We start from the raw sequence: 1,984 nt of genomic DNA, 5'->3' as shown, positions 1-1,984 counted from the left end.
GCAGGTGAACCTGGTCAGCACCCTCGACGGTGACGAGTTCACCGTCTTCGCCCCGGTCGAGGACGCCTTCGCGCGGCTGGCGGCCGTCGCGGAGCGGTTGCGGCTCGCGCACCCGGGTGCGACGGACATCTCGGCGGGCATGAGCGGGGACCTGGAGCAGGCCGTGGCGTGCGGTGCCACGCTCCTGCGTGTCGGCAGCGCGATCCTGGGCCCGCGTCCGCCGGCGCGGTAACCTCGGCCACTGTCCGACCACACCGCGGTGGCGCCGGTCGTGCCCCGGAGGGCCGGCGCGCCGCCGTCGACGAACTCGAGGAGCTGACGATGGCCGGCGCGCTGCGCAAGACGATGGTCTACCTCGGCCTGGCCGAGGACGACCGCTACGAGGCCGACGAGCTCGTCGAGGACGAGCCGCAGCCCCAGCCGCAGCGCAAGCCGGTGCTCGCCGAGCCCCGCACGGCGCCGGAGCACCGGTCGGAGCACCGGCCCGTGACCGAGCTGCGACCCGAGAGCGTTCCGTCCCAGGTGACCCCGATCAGGAGGCAGGTGGCGCAGGTGGTGCCTCAGTCGAGCGCTCCGGAGCTGCACAGGATCACGACGATCCACCCCCGCACGTACAACGAGGCCAAGACCATCGGCGAGAGCTTCCGCCAGGGCGTCCCGGTGATCATGAACCTCACGGACATGGACGACTCCGACGCCAAGCGGCTCGTGGACTTCTCGGCGGGGCTCATCTTCGGGCTGCACGGCTCCATCGAGCGCATCACCAGCAAGGTGTTCCTCCTGTCGCCGCAGAACGTCCAGGTGGCGGCCCAGGAGGAGGAACGCCCGGTGGAGCGCACCTTCTTCAACCAGTCCTGACACCCGCTCGGCTGCGCCGGCCGGGTGGGTCCGGCCTCCCGCGGCCGCGGGGGACGGCACGATCGGGGAGGATGGTCGGGTGTCCGCCGTGCGCGCTCTGCTCGAGCTGCTCGTCCTGCTGTTCCTGCTCAGCCTCGTTGGTCGCATGATCTTCGACTGGGTCCAGGTGTTCTCGCGCAGCTTCCGCCCCCGTGGGCCGGTGCTGGTGCTGGCCGAGGGTGTCTACACCGTCACCGATCCACCGCTGCGCGCCCTGCGCAAGGTCCTGCCGCCGGTGCGGCTGGGTGCGGTGAGCCTCGACCTGGGCTTCATGGTGCTCGTCTTCGCCTGCTGGGTGGTCATGGGCCTGCTCTGAGCCGTCTCGATCTCCGCCCGTGCCCCGGTTGGGCTAGCGTGGAGATCAGTCCCGGCCAGAGGGGCCGGCTCGTCGGCGAGGTGGAACGAGGATGACGCTGACTCCCGAGGACGTGGTCAACAAGCGCTTCAACGCCACCCGGGTCCGTGAGGGGTACGCGCAGGAGGAGGTCGACGACTTCCTCGACGAGGTGGTCGAGGAGCTGCGTCGGCTCAACGCCGAGAGCGACGACCTGCGCGAGAGGTTGCGCCAGGCGGAGCAGCGCGTCGCCGAGCTCAGCCGCGCGCAGGCCGCCGGTGACGGTGCACCTGCGGTGCAGGCCCCTGCGGCGGCGCCCGTCCCCGCGGCTGCCGCGCCCGCGGTGTCGCCGGACGACGTGCAGCACGCCGCCGGCATCCTGGCGATGGCCCAGCGGTTGCACGACGAGTACGTGCGCGGCGCGGAGTCGCAGCGCGACCGCATCGTCTCCGACGCGCAGGCGCGGGCCGAGCAGCTCGTCGCGGAGGCGCAGGGGGCCGCGGACCAGCTGGTGTCCGGCGCGCACGAGGAGCGCGACCGGACGCTGGGCCGGCTGCAGGGCGAGCGCCTGGACCTGGAGTCGGCGATCGGCCAGCTGCGGGACTTCGAGCGCACCTCCCGCGGCCGGTTGACGGAGTTCTTCCAGAACCAGCTGGCCGAGCTGGAACGTCGCGAGCCCGTGGTGGCCCAGGCGCTGCCCGGTGCCCCGGGGGGAGCTGCGGGGGCACAGGTCGGCGCGCAGCCGGAGCCGGC

At 72.8% G+C, this 1,984-nt stretch carries 3 protein-coding genes and 1 pseudogene; all 4 read left to right on the top strand.

The genetic code is table 11. The features are described from left to right. Positions 1 to 232: pseudogene (locus ABEB16_RS17030) on the top strand (hypothetical protein); the annotation flags it as partial. Between the two features lie 89 nt (positions 233 to 321). Then, positions 322 to 858 carry a cell division protein SepF gene (locus ABEB16_RS17025; protein WP_345713416.1) on the top strand — a complete coding sequence of 179 codons (537 nt, stop codon included), beginning with the start codon at positions 322 to 324 and terminating at the stop codon, positions 856 to 858. Positions 859 to 937: 79 nt separating this feature from the next. Further along, positions 938 to 1,213 (top strand): YggT family protein, encoded by a 276-nt coding sequence (locus tag ABEB16_RS17020; RefSeq protein WP_345713415.1) that lies wholly within the window; start codon positions 938 to 940, stop codon positions 1,211 to 1,213. A gap of 91 nt (positions 1,214 to 1,304) precedes the next feature. Beyond that, the coding region (locus ABEB16_RS17015) for a DivIVA domain-containing protein (protein ID WP_345713414.1) at positions 1,305 to 1,984 on the top strand (680 nt) is incomplete at its 3' end.

This window comes from Kineococcus glutinatus (assembly GCF_039542765.1).
Lineage (GTDB): Bacteria > Actinomycetota > Actinomycetes > Actinomycetales > Kineococcaceae > Kineococcus_A > Kineococcus_A glutinatus.
The sequence above is the reverse complement of the archived record's forward strand: the minus strand, read 5'-3'. Positions and strand labels throughout refer to the sequence as shown.

What these genes read in the sequence shown, in the direction of transcription:
- ABEB16_RS17025 (WP_345713416.1), top strand. Translation starts at nt 322, where the DNA reads ATGGCCGGCGCGCTGCGCAAGACGATGGTCTACCTCGGCCTGGCCGAG.